Here is a 22,844-nt window from a genome sequence, read left to right as displayed (position 1 = left end):
TCACGCATTATCAGCGCACTACTACTGTCGTTCCGACATTTACTCTGTCAAAAAGCGCAACCGCTGTATCATGTGGCAGGTTCACACATCCGTGTGATCCGTTTGATTTGTAGATTTCACCGCCAAATGAGCTTCTCCAGGTTGCATCATGGAGACCGATATGGCACGGATTCGGAGTAAACTGCATCCATCTGTCAACCCACACGTTCCAGGTAGGCCCTACCAGCGTTTTCCCGGGTATGTGGGACTGAATGGTATAGGTTCCTCTGGGCGTGCCGTTTCCGCGATTCGGATTTCCGGTAACCACAGGACACTGCAGTGCCACCTGTCCATTTTCATAATAGGTCATGGTCTGATTGTCGATGTCCACATCAATATATGTGCTGTACGGCAATCCCGCCACCTGCGTATTTGCCTGCTCCGGAGCTGTCCCCTGGAGTGCAGCCTGATATCTGGCTGAATCTTCCTGCTGGTTTTGAGATCTTCCCTCGTTACATCCAAAGGTAACGTAGTGCTGATATAATGCGGCGGGATCTGTTCCCACAACCGCTACTACATCCGGATACTTCCGTGCATAAAAATTCGCATCAAATCCATCCGCCTTAACATGAGATGTAACCAAAACCATTACTGTTAATGCTGCTAATGATAAACCGATTATTCTCCCACGCATCATTGCTTCCCCCTCATAGAAACACGATATTAAGTGAATAAATGTATTCTATCATATACGGGGAGCCGTGAACCGTCTTTATGTTTTTTTAATATATAGCTGATATTTGGTTTATAAAAAGAGTTTCTTTTGCTGTAAAGCAAAACTTCCCACATCCTGTTGGAATGTGAGAAGTTTAAAGAAAATATATTGATGAAAAAGATTACTTGAATTCCTGAATGGCCTTAACGAGATCGGGATAAGGAATTTCGAGGGTTCTTCTGTCGATAATTCCGAAGTTTTCACCGTTTCCGTCAAACTGGCCATTATCCCACCATACGCAGGGAATATTCTTGGCTCTTGCTTTTCTTAAGTAATCGGTAACCCATGCCACTCTCTCGGCCTCGTTGTCCTTGTTTACAGCACCGAATTCACCGATGATAACCGGTACGTTCTTGAAGAATACGATTCTCTCAATATCCTGTAAAAGTCTGTCGAGGTCGCCGTGATCGTTGTCATATGTGGATCTTCCGGGACTTTCAAGAGCAAATTCATAAGGTGTGTACGCATGTACTGAAACTGCTACGCAGTCGTCGTTCTCGGGAAGCTCAATTGCTCTGATACAATTTGTCTGTGAGCTTGCTGCATAACCAGGGAACATGATAAGGCGCTTTTCGTTGTTTCCACCGGCAGCCCTTATAGCTTCATATCCGGCCATATTAACCGCGTTAACTACTTCCTTGCCCTCTTTATCGCCGCCGTTCCATTCTACGTCTGTACCGACCTTTCTGGGCTCATTTTGGAGCTCAAAGATAAGGTGTGAGTCATAGTCCTTAAATCTCTCTGAAACCTGTGTCCAGATGGCTGAAAGAAGCTGTGACGCCTTTTCCTGGTTGTCATAGTAAGGATAGTTCCAATCCTCGTGGTGAACGTTTATGATGCAGTAAGCACCTCTGCCGTAAACGTAATCAACAACCTCCTGAACTCTGTCCATCCATGCGGGATCAATGTTACCTTCCTCGTCAATGTGAGCCTTCCATGTGATCGGAACTCTGATGGTGTTAAAACCGAGGTCAAGAACTGCATCGATCATCTCCTGGGTTGTCTCGGGGTTGCCCCAGCAGGTCTCCTGCTTTGACGGCGGATCTGACATCTTGATATTTACGTCATGCGCATCAAGAGTATTTCCGAGATTCCAACCGATGGTCATATCATTTACGATTTCCCAGGCAGGTGTTGTAGCCACGTCTCCATCCTCGCTTTCTTCTGTGTTTTCTGCGGAATCCTCTGCGGTATCGGAATCCTTGGTATCTTCTGCAGCGTCAGACTCTTCTGAATCTTTTGCAGTTTCAGCCTCTTCCTCTGATTCCTCGGTATTCTCTTCTGATGCTGCTTCAGCTGTGTCCTCTGCAGCCTCTTCGGTGTTTTCAGCTTCGGTTTCTGCTTCTTCTGCAGTCTCCTCAGTGGTCTCTTCCGCGCCCTTTACTATATCTTCTGCGCTCTCCGCTGTCTGTGCGGTATTTGCTCCGGCGCCGCCACAGCCTGCAGTTGCAGCCATGGTAAATGCCAGTAGCAGTGCCATTACTTTTCGTTTCATAATATTCTCCTCTGATTTGTTGCTTGAATTTAAAACTCAGGCAGCCCAAATGATAGAAATATATACATCGATACCTTTTGGACTTAGACCCGTCATCATTACAATATACGACAATAAAAATAAAAAAGGTACCATTTTCATGCTAAAAATGGCACCCTCATGATCTTTTTTTATTAAAGCTTCAAATCTGCAGCTACGCACTTGTGGCCTGTAAGCTTCTCAGAACGGGCATCGGGCTGTGAAACGCCTGCGAATACCTTAAATGTATCCGAGAATATCTTTCTGTTGCCGTCTTCATCTACTGAAGTGAATGCTCTTGCGCTTAAGTGGAGGCTTACTTCCTTCTCCTCGCCTGCTTCGAGATGTACTCTCTTAAAGCCGCTGAGGCAGGGATTCGGGATAGCCTTGTCAAAACCGGTATCCTTTACATAAACCTGAACAACATCATCTGTTGCCACTTTTCCATCGTTAACAACTGTTATCTTAAGGTCAGCGCCATAAAACTCTGAGCCGTCAGCCTTCGCAAATGTATATTTTGTATCCTCTGTGCTTGCTTCGTTAGCGCTCTCGCTAACCTTTACGTCAAGGGCCTTAACGCTGCAATCGCCGTAGGTAAGACCATATCCGAAGGGATAGAGCACCTCGCCCTCAAAGTATCTGTAGGTGCGGTTTTTCATAGAATAATCTGTGAAAGCCGGAAGATCCTTTGATGAATTGTAGAAGGTTACGGGCAGTTTTCCTGAAGGTGAAATCTCACCAAACAGTGCCTTGGCAACCTCTGCGCCGCCTCTTGCTCCGGGATACCAGGTCTGAAGAACGGCACCTGCTCTGTTCTCGGCATCGGAAAGGTCGATGGCACTACCTGACATATTTACTACGATTGTAGGCTTGCCACAGTCGAGAACGTTCTTAAGCATCTGTCTCTGGCAAAGAGGAAGGTTAAGATCAATCTTATCGCCTGAAGCAAACTGGTTACCTGTATCTCCCTCTTCTCCCTCAAGAGTCTCATCAAGGCCTACAACAACTACTACGACATCGGAGTAATCAGCTACAGTGAGCGCCTCTGACATTCTGTCAGGCTTGTTGGGATCTGCAAGTCCGCTTACATTCTCCTTCCAGAGGTCGCAGCCCTCTGAATACATAACACGTGTATTTTCACCCACAAGATCCTGAATACCCTCAAGAACAGTGATGTATCTTGAAGATGTGCCATGGTAATTACCAACAAGGGCAGATCTTGAATTAGCATTGGGTCCGATAACACCGATTGTGCCGATGCCCTCCTTCTTAAGAGGCAAAATGCCGTCATTCTTAAGAAGTACCATGCTCTCAGCGGCTGCTCTGCTTGCAACCTTGAGGTGATCCTTGCACTCAACAACTGTGTAAGGGATCTCGTCATACTCTGTCTTATCAAACATTCCGAGAAGGAATCTTGACGTGAAAAGTCTCTCACAGGAAGCTGTGATAACGCTCTCATCAAGCATACCTGCGCGGTAAGCGTTCATAACCTTCTGATATGTACAACCACAGTTAAGATCGCAGCCTGTCTCAAGAGCAAGCTTAACTGACTCCTCGGGAGCGCCTGTTACGTGGTGATTTTCATGGAAATCTCTTACAGCCCAGCAGTCAGATACATAGTGGCCCTCAAAGCCCCATTTGTTTCTGAGATAGCCGTTCATAAGCTCCTCGTTTGCACAGCAGGGCTCATCATTTGTTCTGTTGTAGGCGCCCATAACTGACTCTACATTTGCTTCCTTGACGCAGGCCTCAAATGCGGGGAGATAGGTCTCCTCAAGGTCCTTCTTGGAAGCGATGGCGTTGAAGTGGTGACGCTCGCCCTCAGGTCCTGAATGAACTGCAAAATGCTTAGCGCATGCAGCTGCCTTCATGTACTCACCATCACCCTGGATGCCCTTAACAAAAGGCACTGCCAGTCTGCTTGTAAGGTACGGATCCTCACCATAGGTCTCATGTCCTCTGCCCCATCTGGGATCGCGGAATATGTTTACATTGGGAGCCCAGAAGGTGAGTCCCTTGTAAATGTCTCTGTCTTCGCGCTTAGACTGCTCGTTGTACTTTGCACGGCCTTCGATCGCAATGATCTCACCGATGCAGCTCATAAGCTCTTCATCAAAAGCTGCTGCAAGGCCGATAGCCTGAGGGAACATTGTTGCGGTGCCTGCACGGGCTACGCCGTGAAGCGCCTCATTCCACCAGTTATATGCAGGTATTCCGAGTCTGTCTATAGCGGGTGCATCAAATTTAAGCTGGGAGGCCTTTTCCTCCACAGTCATCTTGCTAACGAGCTCTTTCGCTCTCTTTCTTGCCTCTTCTCTGTTCATGGGTTTGTACCTTTCGTTTTAAACTACACCAAAACCAAGGATTGTGAACTTCTTGTCCTCGTATCCTTTTGCCATCTTTATCTCTACTTCGTGGAGGCCAACCTCAGCTCCGTTAAGGATAATGAGCGGGTTGCAGTGTGTCCAGCCGATAGCCAGCGGATCTACATCCATAACCTTTCTGCCATCCACGTAAACCTCTGCAGTACCGTAAGCGTTAAGACCTGAATCCTTCATAACAAGAAGCAGCTTTTTGCAGCTTATCTTCATGCGGAAAGGCTCAGGATTGGCGCTAGAACCGTCGTAATGCCAGTTGTTGGGGAATTCCGGCACAGGAACTACTTCGCTGTCCATTTCGACCCTCTGAAGGTCATTATCGGTACCTGAGAATGCGCCTTCGGTTACAACTGCGCTGCTGATATCCTTGCGATCAACAAGATATACCTTCTCGAAGTCTGCTCCGATAGCAGGTGTTCTTGCCAGAAGATCCTCTGTAGTCTCAGCATCTGTGCTGACTTCGGCAGCTCCTACCATATCCATCAGGCAATCGCGCATAACCATGTGTCCAAGGTTGCTGGGATGGAAGATATCATAGAAAAACTGCTTCTTTGAGATTACTCTTCCCTCCTCGGGTCTAAGACCGAACTGAGGAGATACAGCATCAAGGACGCTCACCATGGGAATATCGTACTTTCTTCCAACAGGTGAAAGTCTGTCCTGAAGGTTCCAATCATAGGAAAATACTGCAAATAATATGATAACAGCCGGTTTCCATGAGAGTGCAAGGCACTTTCTCACAAGACTCTCAAAGCATACGCCCTTGGTCTCATCGCCTTCATCATTTACAGCGAATTCGATAACTACAAGATCGGGCTTTTCCTTGCCGTCGCGGAGAATATCTCTCTCAAAGCGGATCATACCAAGCTCTGAAGGTGTTCCGCCAACTCCGGCCTTAATAAGGTTAACAGCACCGCCATTTGCGTATTTTTCCTCAAAAGCATCAGCAAAAATTCTTGCATAGCACTTTTCATTTATCGGGATAGCGCCTGCGCCCTGTGTAATAGAGCCTCCGATGAAGGAAAGGGTCACGTCTTCTCCCCTCTTAGCCTTCTCTGTAACAGCGCGAAGTCTTGCAAGGTTACCCTCAAACATACGTGACTTTGTTATCATTGTCTTGTATGCATCAGACTCAAAGTCCACAGCTGTGTCTGAAATCTGCTCAGGAGCCTCAAATCCGTCGTTTAAATAAAAACATACATCTGCCATAGCCTGAATGCCTGAACGCTCAAATTCGAAGCGAATTTGGCCGGGAACGCGGTCTGTATCAAACCACTTGGTCTCTGTAAGGTCAATAACCTGCTCTGTTCCGTCAGCAGTAAACTCCTTGCTGATCATAGTTGCGGGATCTTCCTGATTCTGTCCGTACATCTGGAAAACGAATTTAACCTTTTCCTGCCTGGAATCCTCGGTAACACTTACTCCTATGCTGTGAACAAGCTTCCTGAAGCCCTCTGCTGATGTGAGCATCTTAAGAAGCTCCTCATCCGTTACATTTCCTGTAAGCTTTGCTGAATCCGGAAGTCTTCCGTTATCCTCATAAATAAACTGGATTCCTCTTCCATCAGGCTGCGGAGCAGCAAAAATCCCCTTATCCTGCATTACATAAAAATATGGTCTCTTTTTAGTAGGATCCTTAGGGGCTACAGGCCCCTTTCTTTCTTCGTTACTCATACTCTCCTCTTTTCTTCAAGCGTGGCGCTTTACTTATTCAAATGCTTAGCTGTTTTGTCTGACTAGAAGCCATTTACGGCCATCTGCCTGGTCTTGGCTTGTTTACGCTTATAACTCCCGAAGCTTCAAGGTTTCTAAGGAGCAGAAGCCTTGCTTCCCCAACGTATTCGGGCTTAAGCATATAAAAACTGTATGTCTCTATCAGGGAGAACAAGTTACCGGTTCTACCCTCAATCTTGAAGTTATTTATACCCATCGGCACATATTTCTCCCAGATCATCTCCGGTGAAACAAAGGTCGAATACTCCTGTATTGTGTAAATGCAGTTCTTATCACCGTATTCACAGGTCCAGGGCTTGATGGGCTTTTGCTTATCCTTGGGAAGCTTTCTGTTCTCAAGGGTTATTCTCTGGTTCATTGCGATGTTTTTGTAGTGATCGCCTCTGCGCTTACAATCGGGCACGCAGCAAGCGTTTATGAGCACCTCAAGCTTTTCCTTATGCTCAACTTTTTCTAATAAATCCCACTTGTTATTTAAATTGTAATCAAGGACTACATACTTATAATCCTTGTTCATTTCCTCATTAAGTGTCTCAACATCACGAATTTCCTTACAGGTTGTGCTGTTGAAGTGATATGAAGGATATTTCTCCCTGAGGTATTTTTCCAATACTTCTGAAAAAACAAGAACCTCATTCATTCCATTGTCTGCTACTTCCATACAGAAATTGCAGAAGGGATCGTCTAAATCCTCCTCGGTAAGAAGCGGATTTGTGAAGGTATATCTGATCGGAATACCCTTTGAATTGATGCTCTTTACTACATTTTTCACGAATCCTGCGTCGCACTGATCGTTTCCGACTAAACGTCCGCCATTCCACAAAGCGAAGGGAAATGCTCCGAAAAATGAAGCTATCTCTATTCCTTCCCTGAAATACTCCGGATGCTGTTCCATAAGACTGATCCAGAACATATTGAGGGGATAGTTGTATCTAAGCCCCGGAAGATGAAATTTTACTTTATTACCCATAATTACTTGCCCCTATATTACTTAAAAAATAAGGGGCGACTTCTTAAAGCCGCCCCTCAGATTCTCTACTTATCGAGTTAAGCAGATCTAATTATTTATTAGCCTCTTCTACATAAGCCTTCCATGTATCAGCGATAGCTTCAACCTGCTCAGAAACTACACAACCAGGTGTGATGTTCCAGATGAAGTCAGCTCCGACATCCATGTTAGGAATCATGCCGTGGTAAGCGATTGTGCCGTGCTCAGGCTGAGTCATCATTGTGATTGTCTCATCAACTGATCTGGAATCGAAGATACCATTGCGAGCTGTAGAAATGTTTCCGTTGTAATCCTCGTAGCCTTCAGGCTGGTTTGTCCAAAGATCCCAAGCGAATGCAAGCTTCCAAGCCTTGTCAGCATCATAGCAAGCAGGAATTGCAACCGGGTTGTTTGTCCATACGTTGATGTAATCCTTGCCCTTAGGTCCCTTCGGGAACATTACGAAACCAACTTCGTCTTCCATATCGATAAGGAAGTTACCGGGGCATCCAGCATACTCATCCTCAGGCATGAATGCAGCCTGACCATTGATGAACTGCTCTTTATAATAATCCCACTCAGCACCCTCAGGGTTAGCTACTTCTGCATCGTACTTTGTGAACATATCAACAGTCCACTCAAGTGCCTCAAGAGTCTCAGGGCTCTCAAGATCATATGTGTACTTGCCGCTTGCGTCCTTACCAACAAGGTCGCCGCCGTTTGAGAAGATAGCCTGAGTTGTCATGTTACCTTCGTTAAGTGTCATACCGTAAACATCGATAACACCGTCGTTATCTGTATCACGCTGAACCTTGGAAAGGAGATCCTCGAAAGCATCCCATGTCCATGTTCCGTCTGCCTGCATATCATAGATTGACTCAGGATCGATACCAGCTTCTGTAAGAAGTCTCTTGTTGAAGTAGATACCTGTTCTGGGCTCTGAATAGCCAGCATACATAGCGTAGATCTTGCCATCCTTTGAGAACTGCTCATGAAGCAGGTTTCTCTGGAACTTCTCCTTTGAGAAGTCAAGGCAATCAAGTGTAGAAAGGTCATACATAAGACCATTTGACATAGCAGATGTGATAGCCGGATCAGCACGAAGAATCCAGATGTAGTTCTCGTCGCCGCCTGTTGTAGCATAATCTACGAAATCTGCAGGTGTTGAACCCCAGTCAGAAATAGCCTGCTGCTTAATTGTGAAGTTATATGTCTCCTGGATCCAGTCTCTGTACTCCTGCTGAGCCTCTTCATAATCGTTAGCGGGCTCTGTCGGGTCGCCTGACCACCAGTCACGAATGATGATTTCCATACCGCCGAGATCGATAGGATTTCCATCAGCATCTGTCTTTACTTCCCAGAGATCACTTGTCTCTTCTTCAGCTTCCTCTGCATCAGCTTCCTCAGCCTCTGCCTCTTCAGCCTCAGCTTCTTCAGCTGTATCCTCAGCCTCTGTGCTCTCTTCAGTTGTAGCTGCTGTGTCCTCTGCAGCTGTCTCAGTTGATGTTGCAGTTGTAGCGTCTCCACCATTTGAAGTAGCTCCACATCCAACAGCACTCATTGTCATTGCTGCAAGTGTAATAGCAGCAGTAACTTTTTTGGTTAATGCCCTTTTCATGTTTGTCCTCCTTTTAATTGAGATTAAAAATAATCTCTGTTTTTTGTTATATAGAAGCCATCTGCCCCGGCGCATTCCCGGGTGCAACCAGGGCAAATGGGCATTCCCTGATAAGAAAAAAATATTTTTTACTTCTTCGCCACCCTAAAGACGCAAGAAGATTTTTTTACATCTTGATACCTGTGTTAGCAATACTCTCAACGAATGCTCTCTGAGCGAACAGATAGAGAATGATGAGAGGCATGATGATCATAAGTGTTCCTGTTGCAAGAATACAGTTGGAGTAAGCAACTGATACTGTTGTCTTAACACCGTTGATACGCTGGATATAAGCACCCAGGCTATCGATGATTCTTGAAAGGCTTGTACTTACAAGCTTTGTGTTACCAAGGAACAGTCTTGAATAGAATCCATCAGTCCACTGCCATACAAATGCGAACAAGAAGCATGATGTAATAGGCGGCTTAGCCTGAGGAAGCATGATCCTAACGAATGTCTTAAGCATTCCGCATCCATCAACGTATGCAGCCTCTTCAAGGTCTACAGGGAGTCCTCTGAAAAACTGTCTGATGATGAAGATGTAAAGTCCGTTCTTAAGTCCCATACAGCCGGCACTCATAAGGTAGTAAGGAATTACTGAACCTCTGAGGTTAAGGGTACTTCCGGTTGTAAGCTGGAACAATCCCAAAATATCAAAGAATCTGAAGTGCAGATGCAATGAGCTGGCAATTGTCTGCGGAGGGATAAGGATTACAAGGATAACTGCTGCAAACCAGAATTTCTTGAAAGGGAAATCAAATCTGGCAAATCCATATCCAACCAGTACGCAGACGGTGATCTGCAATAACGCAATCGTAAGTGAAATAATAATTGAGTTCACAAGCGACTGGCTGTAATTCATAAGCTCTGCTGCAAGTCTGTAATTGGCGGTAGTAAAATGCTCAGGAATAGCAATAACTATCGGGTTGTACAAATCCTGCTCTGTCATGAAACTTACAGAAATCTTGTTGAGGATAGGCTGTAAGATCATGAAGCACATTCCGAATAACAGAATGAATCTGCAAATGCTCACAGCAATATCCATTATACGCTTTTTTAAGAGATATCCGCCAGAAAGTTTGTTTCTTTCCCAAAAATCTTTTTTTGCGTGATCTCTTTCTATTTTTTTGCTTTGCTTGGCACTCATCTTCTGTGCTAATGCCATATCAGTCATAGTAGTAAACTCCCTTCGAAATAACAAGAGATGTAATTCCAACGAATGCAAGGACAATTACGAAGTATATCCATGACATTGCAGAAGCATTGCCATATTGCATCTGATCCACCATTACCTTCTGTATCTTCTTGATAACCTGATTATCAGTACGCATACAGAAATCAACTACTGTATAGAGCCAGTTAACAAGGAAAAGTGAACTGATCATCGGGAAAGTAATTTTCCAAAGGCTCTCCCACTTTGTACATCCTTCAATGTCTGCAGCCTCATACATACTTGTAGAGATACTCTGAAGACCTGAAAGGAAGATGATGATCTGAATACCTGAAGCGATAGCTACATCATAGATGTTATCAATAACTTCAAATACCTTTTCATAAGCTCTGATACCAACACCTGCTGTACGAAGTATACTTTCCAAAGCAGCTGTTACGCTTACGCCCTGTGTTGTCTGCTCAATTGTAGCTGCAAGGGCTGCCATAAGCTGGTTGTTTGACTCAAGTCCAACGATTACACCTGATGAAAGGATAACCGGAAGGAAGAAGATTGCTCTTACCAGTGCACGTCCCTTGAACTTCTGATTAAGAATCAGAGCAACAAAGAAGCTGAACACGATGATTGCAAGAGAGTATACGATCATTCTTGAGAACTCTTCAACAAGTAGTCTGTTGAATTCAGGATCTACTCTGAAAGCATATATGAAATTGGTAATTCCAACCCATGTCTGCTTAAAGTTTCCGGCTCCCAACTCTACTTCACAAAAACTCATGTGAAGTGACTGCCAGAGCGGTTTAACCATGAATACCAGAAAGCCAATGATAAAAGGTGCTATAAAGGCATATCCGGCTTTTGCTTTTCTTTTTTGCAGTCCTACGACTTTCTTCCTTTTCTGCTTTTCCATAAAACCATTTCCTCTCATCTGATAACCAGATAATCTCTGGCAGGAACTGTCTGTCCGTCCGGTGTCTGTGCATCACTGTAACCGTAATTTACATAGACATTTGTACCATCCGCATACGCTGTGCGGGATAAATCTTCTGTTATATTTTCGTGATCTACCATTTCCTGATTGAAGGTATGGCCGAGCTCTTTGTTGTATCTTGTGTACATCTCGATTGCCTTATCCTTCCAGGAATCATAGTTTGCACCATAGTACTCAGTGTAAAGAGTCTTCTGTGTTGCAAAGGAAGTCTCTTTCATGAATGTGAAGTGTAAACCTGCGCCATACTCTGCGCTGTAAAGCAGTTCATCTTCCTGATTTCCACCGATGTTGATGGATTTTCCTGTATAATCTACTCTGCCGTGTACTGCAAGCTGATAGAAAGGTATGCACTGATCAAGGATTGTGTACTCAGAGCCTCTCAGATCCATGCCTGTAACCATGCTTGCGTATGGTACTGCAAAGTCATTACCCATGTTGATCATTATCGGAGTTCCTTCAGACTGGATCTTCTTGAACTCTTCTTCCTGCTGAGCCTTTACGCTCTGACGGCTCTGCATATTCTTCCTGTAGAAGTCTGAGGAAATATCCTCACCCATATCCTGGAAGCTTACGCCAGCATTGTAATTGCTACATGTCTTAGCGAAATTATCAGCTATAGCCATCGCCATCTTTGTGTGGAGAAGGTAATACAGATGATCTGAATTCTCTCTCTGTGCATAGGTTATATGGCTATAATCGTAAAGCTTAGCCTGCTCTTTACTTATGAGCTTTGCTGCGTCTCTGTATGAGAAGAATCCATCAAGAAGATTTGATTCGTTCGCATACTGTGTTATTCCGTTGAGGTAAACCTTTGAACCGGTTTCCTCTCCAACCTTTACAAGGTTCTTAATGTCTTTCTTGCTACCAAGAGCCATTATCGGCTTAGCTTTTTTAAGAAGCTTCTGGTCTACACCGCCGTTGCACCAACCTGTAAGCTTGACTGACATGTTGGATACGCCGTTGTCACTAAGATCCTTTACGATATCAGCTGCTTCTTTATAAGTTGTGAGCTTAAGAGGTCTCTTGATGGGCATACCGAGAATCTGTCTTACCTTATCGATAGCACCAACGATCTCGATTGCTACAGGTGCGTTCTCATCTGTATTCATTGTGAGAGAATCACCATATTTATCCTCAAGATATGAGCCATATTCCTTAGCCATATCTACATAACTTCCGGAATTGATGAATGAATATCTTCTTGTAAGAGTTTCATCCGGAAGAGAAGGAACATATTCAAATACATCACTGTTTGCGATGTCACCTACGTCGTACTGCTCTCTCTGGCAAACGCTGTATACGGCATTAACATAATTGTAGGTGTTATTTTTACCGCTTATGTCAGCCTGGATTGATGCGTAAGGGCTTCCCTCTTCAAGAATACAGATGAAGGAGTTTTCACCCTCGGAAACACCAAATACTCCGTAGTAAGCTCTTGTGTTATGTACAACCGCATCTCTGGAGAGACACATATCCCATCCATAAACGTTTGTGTAATAACTGCTCTGTGATACTTTACCATTGTTGAAGTTGATTGTTGCTCCGCCGCCTTCAGGTACAAGCATGAATCCCTGCTCATCCTGTGCTCCGGCTCCGAAATACGGAAGAGGAGTAACTGTGTAGATCGGTGTATCCTTGTGATACTGCATGTCTGACATAGGTACTTCTACAACAAGGTCATTTCCGTCTAACTTATAAACCATACTTACGTTGAAGATAGGCTTGTCTGAATTCTTGGAGGAAAGGTCATTTGCCTTGTCAGCAAGATAATCATCATATGTGTATCCTACTTCCTCGAAGGACTTCTCCATCTTCTTTCTAACGTTCTCTTTTGTTGTGTCACGAAGAACGTAGATAACGTTATCTGCCATCAGAGGGTAATTTGCAAGGAGCTCATCCTTATTGCCCTCATCCTTCTTACCAAGCTTGTTGATATCGTACTTTTTATAGTACTGCTGAATAAAGTTAACTGACTCTTTATCCATCTTATCAAGCCAGGTATCAAGGCCATCTTTTGTGATAACAGGTGGAATTATATATTCCTTGATAACATCACCGAGTGAGTAATCTACTCTTATGGAATCACCCTCCTGAGTGATGTTATATATCTGATTTGATGTACTGTAGCTGTGTGTATTATAGGTTGTCTCAAGACCGGTAGTAACCGCATATGACATAATCAGTGGAGACTGAAGGTTTGCTTTCTCTTCCGGAAGAGCAATTGTATCGTTTGCAGCATTCTCCGGATTTGAGCGCCATACCTTGCCGGTTTCCTTAACTGTGATTGTGAACTGAGTTGTAGCGGGATCCATCTCCATCTTCAGCTTGTCATTCTCAATCACTACAGTGTCTTCACCGCCCTCGTACGAATACGGAGCAATTGCCGCTTCTTCAGCGTTTTGGTCTTTTACACTTACGATATAAAGTACGGCAACCAATATCAAAGCACATATTATTATAGGACCTATAAGTCGTTTGATAATTGATCCTATTACATTTTTCGTTGTTTCTTTCATGTCTGCTCCCATCCGTAATTCCTATAGTCGGAATAAGAATTCCTTGCCCAGAGATATGAAATAGGAAACTCCCTGAGAAATCATACTAAAGAAGATCATCAGTATGAAAATCATTACCAGCATTGAAAAGAGTGTTGCTACTGTGAACAGTAAGTTCTTTCCGGCTGAATACTCGTGTATCTGTCCCATCGCAGCTATAACAAGAAGCGCTGCCCATACAAGTGAAATAGCACTTACCATGGCGTAAAACTCTGCTTCATCTACAGTTACGAAGTTACTGAATATCATCAGCGGGAACTGGATAAGCGGATATGGTGTAAGCGCGTAGCATGTTGCCATATAAACCTGTCCAAGTCGTCCCTTACCATCAAACAATGTTGTGAGTCCCCAGTTTCCGACTACCCAAAGTGAAAGCGGAAACAGGATACTTGCTATATACAGGAAGATATTAAGATCTTCCCAGTATACTTGTACAAAAATGAAACTTGTGTATCTCAGCTTTAGTATTCTTATTAGTATCGTTAAAAACAGTATTGTGTTTGCTGCTGCGTAAGTTCCTCTCTTTTCATGTGTAAGATCCCAGAATCCGTCAAGCGGATGAGAGATACAGTATAAAGCGAACTTCAGCGAGTCAATATATCGATCATATTTATCTTTTGCGATAGCTGCCATTATTTTTCTCCGTCCTGTACATTCATGAAAATATCTGCAGTGTCAATCTCATGCTTAATCTTCTTGGTCTTACCGATTACCATGGGCACAACGAAAAGTGCCAGGATAACCAAAACGATTATTACAATATGATCTTCAACCCATATCTTACGGTACTGCTTATATGCCTTTGAGTAGTTCTCATCATCGTACTTAAGCTCAAAGTACTTCATTGCTTCTTTATATTGCTTCTGACGAAGAAGTGCTCTTCCGATTCCGATATATGCGAGATCGTAGTTACCGTTCTCCTTCATTACGTTTTCCCAGGATTGACCGGACTTTTCATATTCACCAAGATCAAACTGCTCTACTGCGTTGTAAACCTGTTTACCAAAATCTGTAGGAACAAATACAGTAATTGAGTTGTCTAAAGCATCTACTACATAAAGGTCATGACCTATGGAGTCGATTGCTGTGGGTCTTCTGAAATATCCGTTCATGTTACCGTTTCCACCGAAGCAGAATACGATGTTACCCTGATCGTCATATGCGAAGCATCTTCCACGGTTTCTGTCGAGACATACGTAAATGTCATTATCCATAACTGTTACGTCAGTGAAGATTGAAGGTCCTTCATATCCACCGCCGGATCCCCAGTAAAGGTCACCGTTAAGTCCCCATTCACCGTTACTAACGATGATGTCGTTTCCAAGGAGGTTAAGCTTTCTTACAGCACTGTCTGTCTTACTTGCCTTGTCCTCATTAAGAGCCATTGTTGCATATATGAAGCCTTCATAATCCATGAAGATGTTTTCATACTCAGTAGGAACGAAGGATTCCATCTTGGCTCTCTGTGCCTGTGAAGCGAACTTCTTCCAAATATAGTCTGTCCAGTTAAACTGAACCTTGGTAGCTCCTACAAATCCTGAGAAGGTTCCATCAGCCTCATACTTGATAAGACCTTTGTTGATTCCTGTAGCTATGCAGTACACACGACCTGCGGTATCAATTGCAAGCTTCTTAGGCTGGAATACAAGGCTGGGATCAAGTGTGTTGTCGTCAGGCTTTGTGAACTCCATTATGTAGTTCAGATCCTTGTCGAGTTTTAATACTCTGGCATTGCCCTGATCTGCAATATAGAAGTCGCCGTTCTCAGCAACAGATACATCTGTGGGATTTGAGAATGTTGTTACATCTGTATCTCCCGTAAATGAATCAATTATTCTTACAACCTCAAGCTTCTCTGCGGCTGATCTGTGAAGTTCGATAATTCTGTTATTTCCGCTGTCGCAGAGGTATAACTTATCGCCATCAGCAAATATTCCGTCAGGACTTTTTAAGTTTGTCTCAAGGCCGAGATCACTTCCTGTGAACACCTTACATACTGAGTAGAAATCAGGACTTTCCTGAACATCTCCCCACCAGTCATAGTTGTAGGTGTATCCATATTCACCTGCATATGCCGTTAAAGGAGTTGCTGTAAGCATCATCACACCGGCAATAACAGCTGCGGCCCCTTTTACGATTTTTTTCATAGTCTGCATAACTTGCACCTTTCCAAATGGTATGGTATTAAAATCATCAATCCTTCAGACCGGAACTAGCCATTGTCTCGAGGATCTGGCTCTGAGAGAATACGAAGATGATAATCGGAACGATCATTACTACAACCAGTACGGCTGCACCCTGACCTGTTCTTGCGATACCACCGCTCTGGATCTGCTGAAGTGCAAATACCAGGGTTTTCTTCTCTTCGGAGTAGATAAAGGTCGCTGCTCTGTCATTCCAAAGCCTCTGTACTGAGAAGATGATAAGTGTCATCCATGCGGGTTTAACGTTCGGCATTACGATTCCTGTGAATACCTTCCACTCGTTGGCACCATCGATCTTGGCTGCCTCAATAAGTGATGTCGGAAGACCTTCCATGAACTGCTTCATAAGGAAGAGTCCCATAGGAGCTGCGAACGCCGGTATTATGATTGCCCAGTAGGTATCAATCCATCCCAGTTTGTTCAATATGATGTAGTTCGGGATTGCTGTAACATATCCTGTGAACATCATCGCTACTGTTACTATTTTGAAGAACGTCTGATTTCCGGGGAATTCATACTTAGCAAGTACGAATGCTGCCATTGAAGAAATGATCAGATGTCCAAATGTACCAACAAATGTGATAAATACTGTGTTAAACAGGTATCTTGAGAATGTTACCCAGGATTTACCCATTGTTACAAACAGATCCGAAAAGTTGTCCATGGTAGGATGCTTCGGGAAAATCGTAGGCGGGAACTTAAACAGCTCATCCAAAGGTTTCAAAGCACTGCTCACCGCATACACGATCGGGAATGCCATGATAACAGCTACCAGAACCAGGAACAAATAAAGGAAGAAATCACCCCAAATTGATCTGTTAGGTTTCCTTTTTTTGATCAGCTTCTTACGGTAAACCTGTTCCTTCTCTTCTTTTTGTATTTTTTTCTTGTTAATATCTTTACTCATGTCAGGTTCCCACTCTCCTCAAGAGACTTTGAATTGCTTTGTTGCATAAGATCATCATTAAGAACAGGATTGTTGCGATTGCACATGCATATCCCATTTCATATCTCTGTGAACCGTAGTCGATAAGGTGCGCTACGATTGTTCTTGCTGCGTAATCCGTACTGGGGAATCCGCAGAGCTGCATTGTTACATCAGCTACGTTGAATGCCTGTGTTATTGACATAACCGCACCGAACATCAACATGGGCTTCATGTTAGGAAGTGTGATGAACCAAAGCTCCTGCCAACGGTTCTTTACACCATCCATATAACCGGCTTCGAACTGAGATCTGTCTACACCCTGAAGGCCGGCTACGAAGGAAAGGAATCCTGAACCAAGGCTCATCCACAGGATAACCAGCATACATATAGGAAGCATGTACTGAGGATTTACGAGCCAGAGGATAGGTGTATCAATTATTCCCCACTTCATCAAAAGTGCATTTACGTGACCGTACGCATCACCTCTGAACAGTACAGAGAAGATAACGAAACAGTTTCCCGCGATTGACGGTGCGTAAAACACCATGACTGCTATACTTCGAACCCATCTTGGCAATTCATTAATCAGCCAGGCAAAAAGGAAGGACATTATGTAGCCAAGCGGTCCGGTAATCACTGCAATCAGCAGAGTGTTCTTCACACCGATAAGGAAGATGTCGTCCTGCAGAATCAGGCTGATGTAATTCTGCAGACCGATAAATCGCGGTGCTTCCAATACGTTGTAATATGTGAAACTAAAGTATATGGATGCCAAAACCGGAAAAATATAAAACATTGTAAACAAAATCGCGTAGGGTGCCAGAAAGAGATAGCACATTTTTCGATTTTTAGCCTTTTTATATGCCACCTTTGCTTCGTGCTTCCGCAAGGTGATATATTTTTGAAGATACTCTTTCATTCTTTCTCTCCTAAAATTTCTCGGGATATTGTGCTCATGCCATAGGTTATTCTATTGGCATTCCAAACTCTTTCCTCTTCTTCACGATTTCTTCATCGATAAAGATCGAGTAATCGATAATTGCTTCTCGGGAATCAACCTTTTCGTTAATTACCTTACGTATTGCGTTGGCAATGTGACGTCCGGTGAAGTATCCGCCGGGAACCTCTCTGATACCAACTGTCTGATCCCACTGTTCATCAAGTACTTTTATATCTTCAGCACTCCAGGACAGGTTCTTGAATGCATCTCTGTTAGCTGTTGCATATCTTGCAGATGAACCAAGAAGTGCTTCGATCTCTCTACCAAATCTTACCTGTGTATCAGGCTCTGCCCACCACTTCATGAACTCCCATGACAGATTTCGAAGTTCTTCATCTTCTTCTCTGATCATCATGGTCGCACTACCTGTGATGAAGTCGGAACGATCGATTGTGCCATCGGCTTTCTCTGTTCCGGGGATCAGTGTGAAGTCCCAAAGGCCTCTGATCTCAGGTGCTGATACCATTAGTGTGTTGTATGTTGAGTACGGTGATACGCCAATCGGCATTTCTCCTGATCTGAATCGGCTGACAAAGTCATAAATAACCGGCAGACCGTAGTCATTGAAGTATCTTACATACTCATCGAATGCCTTAACACCAGCCTCTGTATTAACTGTTGTCTTGGTACCTGCTTCGTTGTACATATCTCCACCGTTCTGGTAAAGAAGTGAGAAGTACATCGCAAGGTCAGGCTGGTTAGACATGATTGCTGTTGATGCTGTTGCTGTTGAACTGTTACCTGCTGCGGTAGGAATTCCGACTGAGAGGTTGTGACCCTGAATTGTGGGCATCATCTCAATAAGTTCCTGCCATGTCTGCGGAGGCTCAAGTCCAAGCTCTTCAAGTACGTCTTTTCTATAGAACATTACGTTGAAGGTCTGTGTCTCAGGTACACCGTAAATGTGTCCGTCGAGACGGTACTGCTCGTATGAACTCTCTGAGTAGTGAGCCATTACATCTTCCCAACCCTCGAACTGAGTGATATCCTCAGCCGCGCCACGGAGCGCATAGTTTACAGGCTGGTCTGCTCCGACTGAAAGAACTACGTTAGGTCCTCTTCCCGCAAGTACTGCATTAAGAAGTGCGTCGGGAGCAACAATTTCTACGTTAACCTTAACTCCTGTCTGAGGTGTGAATGTATCATCAACCATGGACTTAAGGATTGTACCCTGATCACGACCTGTGAGGATCCATACCTTAACTACTTTGTCTGATCCCTTAGCATCGTAAACATCACCGACTGAGTTGTAATCTACAAAGAAGGAAGCAACAAATGAAGCGATCTCATGTCCGGCCTTTGAGAAAAAGTTGGCCTTGTCCTTCTTAGGTGTTACGCCTTTGCCTGATACTACAAGGTAGTCCACATCGAGCTTTGTATCACTCATATTAAGTGAAGCTGTACCAAGCGCTGTGATGTTATCTTTAAATGATACGAACTCAGTTGTTATCTTCTGAGGTTTCTCACAGAATCTTTCAAGCTGCTGTGCTACTGTCTGAGCAGAAGCGATCTGGTCTGCTTTCTGACCGGTGAACTCTGTCATGTCGTCTACTATCTTGTAAAGACGCTTTGACTCAAGCTCCATAGCTTCCATAATCTCAGGATAGGTTTTTTCTATATGATAGTCTCTGTAAATATCCGGGTTTGTACCTGTGTAAACCAGGATTCTTCTGTAAATCTGATTAAGTCTGAAGGTTGAATCCTCAAGTTCCTCAAGGATGCTACCAACTCCTCCAAGAGTAGCTTCCAATCTGATGGTGTGCTTACCCTTGGCGAGGTAAATGTCATAAGGTGTTCCGCTTTCATCAGCGAGCTCAAGGCAGTTCCAATCGTTTTCAAAAGGAAAAGCTACTGCATTAAGTTCTTTAAAAGGAACCTCTCCATCGATAAGTACCTTTCTACTTGAAACGATACCTCTCGAGTAGTTCTGACGTCCCTTGATCATAAGGTTGTATAAACCATCTTCAGGAACTTCAAAATCCCACTCGATCCACTGACCTGAACTTCTCCAGCTGTCACCACCTACATAGTTAAGAACTGTTGTTGTTACACTGTTAGGAACTGTTGTCGGTGAAGCTCTGTCATATTTTGCATATAATGAAGATTCTGATCTTAAGGTTGAATCCTCACCCTGGATCTCCTGAATATAGCTCTTTGCTGTATCTGAACCATCTTTTCCGGCAACCTCTGCTGCGTATTCAGCATATGTCTTCTGATTCTCAATGGCTTTTACAACAAGTTCTGAGATGATCATTGGCTCGTTTACTGCCTGGAGTGTAAGTTCATTCTCACCCTGTTCAAAGAAGAACTGATAGGGTTCTGTAACAAATCCCATATCATCTCTGAAGTAAGCACTCTGCCAATCAAATACCTCAACCTGTGTGGGTCTTATCTGATTGCCCTGGTTATCTACCTTAACTTCTCCGCCGTCTGTCCAGATTCTTGTAAAGGTGATGTTCTTTGCATCCTCGAAAGGTTCCTGCCCATTTATTAGTACGGACCTTTCTGCAACAACTCCTCTGGACTCGGGAAGGAAGTAATTAACGTAAATGTTGTAAAGACCTGCTTTAGGAACATTGACTTTCCAAGTCACCTTTGAATCTGCTCCTGTGTAAAGAGCCTGGTCTACATCACCCTCGGGATTCTGTTCTTCGTGAACATCGCCCTCGCTCTGGTTATCAAAGATGTCTACCTCTATTGACTCGCTAGGTCTGTCTGCATTTTCATGGTCGAGCAGGTAGTTCGTATAAGTACCTGTTCTCTCCATTCCCTCAACATCTCTCGTGAGATCTGCTCCTTCATATTTATAATGGAAGGTTTCAATACCTCTCATCGACATCAGCACGCACACAACTACAAGGGCTGCTATAACGCCGACTGTTATTAAAATTGTTCTGGAAGTCTTTTTCATGTTATCCACCAAACTCTTTTATTCCGTGTCCGTATCTGCAAATACCCAGAAACACGGTTTAGGCTCATATTTACTGTCAAACAACAACGGGCATTGTGACTGACCCGATTTATTACCGCCGCCCACATTGGAACGGAACTGAAGCCATGAGTACTTATCGATTGTTCCCCAGAAAGTCATTCCCGTCACCTTGGCAGCTCCTGAGTTCTGAGCCGACTGCAGTGCGTAGTACAGTAAGTTGTACTGCTTTCTGTTTTTCTCATATTCTTCTTCAACCGAAGCAGGATCTGAGCTGTCGTAGGAATCGCTGGCTGAGAGATCCCATTCTGTTATCTGAATGTTCTCTACAACCTCACCGTAGGCTTTGATAGCGTTTTCAAATTCTGTGCTGGAAGGACCGGTTACACTGTAATGTCCCTGCATTCCCATTGCGGTAAGTCTCGTACCCTCTCCGGGAGCGCCTTCCTCAGCCTTAACTGCCTTGAGAAGCTCAATGATTCCACCTCTCTTCTTGGCATCGCACTCATTGTAGTCATTGTAGTAAAGCTCTAATGACTCAGGTGCATATTTGTTTGCATATCTGAAAGCATTAATAATGAAGCTTTCGTTCTGATATACATGCCACCAACTGGAGTTTCCTCCGTGAGTATCCTGTAAGAGATCCTCATCCGGCCTCTCAGTATCTGTTCTGTAGGTTCCTGTCGAATCGGATATTGCTTCATTTACAACATCCCATCCATAAAACAGATCTTTATATGGACTGTCATCACCTACGAAATGTTCAAGTACTGTTTTTATGTACCATTCCTGACGCTTATCCATCACCTCAGCCGTTACGTAAGGCTTCTCTTTATCATAGTCTTCATGGAAGAACCACTCGGGCGTCTGTGAATGCCACAGTAAAACATGTCCTCTTACCTGAAGTGACTGATCAGGATGTGTTTCATTCCATTTAAGAATCTTATCAAGGATTTTCTCAGGATTCTTAAAACTCAAAACCGGAACCGTTATCGTCTCGCCGTTAAGCTCCACATCTTCTGTTCCGGGGCACTTGGCATTACTGTATCCGAAAAGTGAATCCGGTTTTAACTCATTACCAAGTGTTACGCAGTTAAAGTGTTTTGTTACTATATTCCAGTTTTCAATGTCCCATGGTTCCTGGCCCGTTATTGCGCATCCGAATCGGCAACCCATTTTCTTCTCAACACTATCCTTTAATGAAGGAAGTTCTTCTTCGCTGTCCTCTGCGCTCTCTTCGGTACCATCAGTATCTGCTTCTGTGCTATCCGTTTCTGTCTCTTCGGCAACCTCTATATTATCTGCTTCCTCAGCAACATCTTCTTGCATATTTGAAGCATTTTCAGCAGAATCATTCACCGATTCATCTTTTTCTTCATTATTTGTATTTGAATCATCAGATGTTGCGGTTATTTGATCATTATTGCTCGTCGCAGTATTGCCTCCCACAGAGGATTGTCCGCATCCTGCGCCGATTATCGCCGCTGTAGCCAGCAATACCGCCGCGCCAATCCTCCGGCGCTTTATAAGATCATATTTCTTCATGAAATATTCCTTTCTGCTTCTCAAAATTTGCTAAAAGTCTTATAAGCTGTGCTGTTACTATAGCTTAGCCTTTTGTGCGGTATCGTGCTTATCACATTTTGCTTTTCCATGTGCGCTTATTGCTTTATAGTTTCCAAAAAAGGATTCCCGTTTTTGTTAATATTATACAATATCATTTTCAAAGAAGCATCAGTTGTTTATATTTAGTTTATAGAAGGAACATATTTCGTTCATAATCGCAACATATGAATATAGTACTTCGGCAAAAATTTCTTCCACTTTGTTGCTATCTAATCCTCAATTATTGCGTTTTTAGCTACAAAATTTGATAATTAAACTTGTATGCATTTCACAAAGTTGCTAAAACACTGCATTTTCCGTTTGATAGTCTTAGCAATATATGCTAAAGTTTCAAATTGAAGGATTGCTTTTAGCAATTATTGCACATTTGTTGCCAATATCTGTTTGTCAAATATTGGTTTCATAATTTTCGAGGATAC

At 43.6% G+C, this 22,844-nt stretch carries 15 protein-coding genes; all 15 read right to left on the bottom strand.

The window, feature by feature from the left end:
- Positions 1–10: 10 nt before the first annotated feature.
- A complete protein-coding gene (locus G586_RS0108740) occupies positions 11–676 on the bottom strand; it encodes a L,D-transpeptidase (RefSeq protein WP_026527462.1) in 666 nt (221 codons plus the stop codon).
- A 199-nt stretch (positions 677–875) separates the two neighbouring features.
- Complete coding sequence (locus tag G586_RS22260) at positions 876–2,249, bottom strand: glycoside hydrolase family 5 protein (protein WP_051204662.1); 1,374 nt, start codon at positions 2,247–2,249, stop codon at positions 876–878.
- Between the two features lie 173 nt (positions 2,250–2,422).
- Positions 2,423–4,591: a glycoside hydrolase family 3 C-terminal domain-containing protein gene (locus G586_RS0108730; RefSeq protein WP_026527461.1), complete on the bottom strand. Its 2,169-nt coding sequence runs from the start codon at positions 4,589–4,591 to the stop codon at positions 2,423–2,425.
- Between the two features lie 18 nt (positions 4,592–4,609).
- Positions 4,610–6,319 carry an SGNH/GDSL hydrolase family protein gene (locus G586_RS0108725; RefSeq protein WP_026527460.1) on the bottom strand — a complete coding sequence of 570 codons (1,710 nt, stop codon included), beginning with the start codon at positions 6,317–6,319 and terminating at the stop codon, positions 4,610–4,612.
- A gap of 73 nt (positions 6,320–6,392) precedes the next feature.
- Positions 6,393–7,349 (bottom strand): hypothetical protein, encoded by a 957-nt coding sequence (locus G586_RS0108720; protein WP_035772835.1) that lies wholly within the window; start codon positions 7,347–7,349, stop codon positions 6,393–6,395.
- Positions 7,350–7,440: 91 nt separating this feature from the next.
- On the bottom strand, positions 7,441–8,985 hold the full coding sequence (locus G586_RS0108715; protein ID WP_026527458.1) for an ABC transporter substrate-binding protein: 1,545 nt from the start codon (positions 8,983–8,985) through the stop codon (positions 7,441–7,443).
- Positions 8,986–9,151: 166 nt separating this feature from the next.
- Positions 9,152–10,198: a carbohydrate ABC transporter permease gene (locus tag G586_RS0108710; protein ID WP_242831992.1), complete on the bottom strand. Its 1,047-nt coding sequence runs from the start codon at positions 10,196–10,198 to the stop codon at positions 9,152–9,154.
- Positions 10,191–11,102, bottom strand: a complete 912-nt coding sequence (locus tag G586_RS0108705) for a carbohydrate ABC transporter permease (protein WP_026527456.1) — start codon at positions 11,100–11,102, stop codon at positions 10,191–10,193. Before G586_RS0108705 ends, G586_RS0108710 begins: the two co-directional genes overlap by 8 nt.
- A 14-nt stretch (positions 11,103–11,116) precedes the next feature.
- On the bottom strand, positions 11,117–13,699 hold the full coding sequence (locus G586_RS0108700) for a DUF5696 domain-containing protein (RefSeq protein ID WP_155834073.1): 2,583 nt from the start codon (positions 13,697–13,699) through the stop codon (positions 11,117–11,119).
- A 21-nt stretch (positions 13,700–13,720) separates the two neighbouring features.
- Entirely contained in the window at positions 13,721–14,371 is a 651-nt protein-coding gene (locus G586_RS0108695) for a YIP1 family protein (RefSeq protein ID WP_026527454.1), read from the bottom strand.
- Positions 14,371–15,894: an NHL repeat-containing protein gene (locus G586_RS0108690; RefSeq protein WP_026527453.1), complete on the bottom strand. Its 1,524-nt coding sequence runs from the start codon at positions 15,892–15,894 to the stop codon at positions 14,371–14,373. The genes G586_RS0108695 and G586_RS0108690 overlap by 1 nt, the downstream gene beginning before the upstream one ends.
- Before the next feature lie 37 nt (positions 15,895–15,931).
- The gene (locus G586_RS0108685; RefSeq protein ID WP_081674291.1) at positions 15,932–16,849 is read right to left on the bottom strand and encodes a carbohydrate ABC transporter permease; all 918 of its coding nucleotides are present in this window, start codon (positions 16,847–16,849) and stop codon (positions 15,932–15,934) included.
- Between the two features lies 1 nt (position 16,850).
- Entirely contained in the window at positions 16,851–17,789 is a 939-nt protein-coding gene (locus tag G586_RS0108680) for a carbohydrate ABC transporter permease (protein WP_026527451.1), read from the bottom strand.
- A 46-nt stretch (positions 17,790–17,835) separates the two neighbouring features.
- Positions 17,836–20,781, bottom strand: coding sequence for an extracellular solute-binding protein (locus tag G586_RS0108675; protein ID WP_026527450.1), 2,946 nt, complete (start codon positions 20,779–20,781; stop codon positions 17,836–17,838).
- Positions 20,782–20,799: 18 nt separating this feature from the next.
- Positions 20,800–22,344: an endo-1,4-beta-xylanase gene (locus G586_RS0108670; protein ID WP_026527449.1), complete on the bottom strand. Its 1,545-nt coding sequence runs from the start codon at positions 22,342–22,344 to the stop codon at positions 20,800–20,802.
- Positions 22,345–22,844 lie beyond the last annotated feature (500 nt).

Source organism: Butyrivibrio sp. VCD2006 (assembly GCF_000423925.1).
Lineage (GTDB): Bacteria > Bacillota > Clostridia > Lachnospirales > Lachnospiraceae > Butyrivibrio.
Note: the sequence above shows the minus strand (reverse complement) of the source record. Positions and strands in the feature narration are given on the sequence as shown.

Excerpts from the sequence above, each read along its gene's own strand:
- G586_RS0108720 (WP_035772835.1), bottom strand. The coding sequence starts at position 7,349 with ATGGGTAATAAAGTAAAATTTCATCTTCCGGGGCTTAGATACAACTAT.
- G586_RS0108690 (WP_026527453.1), bottom strand. The coding sequence starts at position 15,894 with ATGCAGACTATGAAAAAAATCGTAAAAGGGGCCGCAGCTGTTATTGCC.
- G586_RS22260 (WP_051204662.1), bottom strand. The coding sequence starts at position 2,249 with ATGAAACGAAAAGTAATGGCACTGCTACTGGCATTTACCATGGCTGCA.
- G586_RS0108675 (WP_026527450.1), bottom strand. The coding sequence starts at position 20,781 with ATGAAAAAGACTTCCAGAACAATTTTAATAACAGTCGGCGTTATAGCA.
- G586_RS0108730 (WP_026527461.1), bottom strand. The coding sequence starts at position 4,591 with ATGAACAGAGAAGAGGCAAGAAAGAGAGCGAAAGAGCTCGTTAGCAAG.
- G586_RS0108715 (WP_026527458.1), bottom strand. The coding sequence starts at position 8,985 with ATGAAAAGGGCATTAACCAAAAAAGTTACTGCTGCTATTACACTTGCA.
- G586_RS0108695 (WP_026527454.1), bottom strand. The coding sequence starts at position 14,371 with ATGGCAGCTATCGCAAAAGATAAATATGATCGATATATTGACTCGCTG.
- G586_RS0108710 (WP_242831992.1), bottom strand. The coding sequence starts at position 10,198 with ATGACTGATATGGCATTAGCACAGAAGATGAGTGCCAAGCAAAGCAAA.
- G586_RS0108700 (WP_155834073.1), bottom strand. The coding sequence starts at position 13,699 with ATGAAAGAAACAACGAAAAATGTAATAGGATCAATTATCAAACGACTT.
- G586_RS0108670 (WP_026527449.1), bottom strand. The coding sequence starts at position 22,344 with ATGAAGAAATATGATCTTATAAAGCGCCGGAGGATTGGCGCGGCGGTA.
- G586_RS0108680 (WP_026527451.1), bottom strand. The coding sequence starts at position 17,789 with ATGAAAGAGTATCTTCAAAAATATATCACCTTGCGGAAGCACGAAGCA.
- G586_RS0108740 (WP_026527462.1), bottom strand. The coding sequence starts at position 676 with ATGATGCGTGGGAGAATAATCGGTTTATCATTAGCAGCATTAACAGTA.
- G586_RS0108725 (WP_026527460.1), bottom strand. The coding sequence starts at position 6,319 with ATGAGTAACGAAGAAAGAAAGGGGCCTGTAGCCCCTAAGGATCCTACT.
- G586_RS0108685 (WP_081674291.1), bottom strand. The coding sequence starts at position 16,849 with ATGAGTAAAGATATTAACAAGAAAAAAATACAAAAAGAAGAGAAGGAA.
- G586_RS0108705 (WP_026527456.1), bottom strand. The coding sequence starts at position 11,102 with ATGGAAAAGCAGAAAAGGAAGAAAGTCGTAGGACTGCAAAAAAGAAAA.